This window comes from Enterobacter sp. KB-280D8 (assembly GCF_041399405.1).
Lineage (GTDB): Bacteria > Pseudomonadota > Gammaproteobacteria > Enterobacterales > Enterobacteriaceae > Enterobacter > Enterobacter cloacae_N.
This window is the reverse complement of sequence record NZ_JBGKEC010000030.1, coordinates 1-607: the sequence shown is the minus strand read 5'-3', so window position 1 is coordinate 607 and position 607 is coordinate 1. Positions and strand designations below refer to the sequence as shown.

Genomic DNA, 607 nt, shown 5'->3' with positions numbered 1-607 from the left:
TAACGTTATTGAAGGGCGTTTTACCTATTCGAGCAGCACCACGAAAACCCGCTATACCACGGCGCTGGTGTCGTGGTCCGATCCCGGTAATGCCTACGCCGACGCGATGGAGCCGGTATTTGAGCAGGCGCTGGTTGCGCGGTACGGCTTTAACCAACTGGAAATGACCGCCATCGGCTGCACCAGACAGTCAGAGGCTAACCGAAAGGGGCGCTGGGGTATTCTCACCAACAACAAGGATCGTGTTGTTTCATTTGATGTCGGGCTGGACGGAAACATTCCGCAGCCGGGCTACATCATCGCCGTTGCAGACGAGCTGCTTTCCGGAAAGGTTATGGGCGGCCGCATCAGCGCCGTTAACGGTCGCGTTATCAAACTTGATCGCGTGGCAGATGCGGCAGTAGGTGATCGCCTTATTCTCAACCTACCTTCCGGAGCGTCGCAGAGCAGGACCATTCAGGCCGTGAACGGTGAATCAGTCACAGTCACCACGGCATATAGTGAGACGCCACAGGCCGAAGCTGTTTGGGTGGTGGAATCTGACGAGCTCTACGCGCAGCAATACCGCGTTGTCAGTGTAAACGATAACGATGATGGCACATTCTCA

The 607-nt window shown here is 55.7% G+C and carries 1 protein-coding gene; it reads left to right on the top strand.

All coding sequences use genetic code 11. From position 1 onward, the window contains the following. Positions 1–607 (top strand): phage tail protein (locus AB8818_RS22870; RefSeq protein ID WP_371200037.1); only part of this gene is annotated, 607 nt, incomplete at both ends.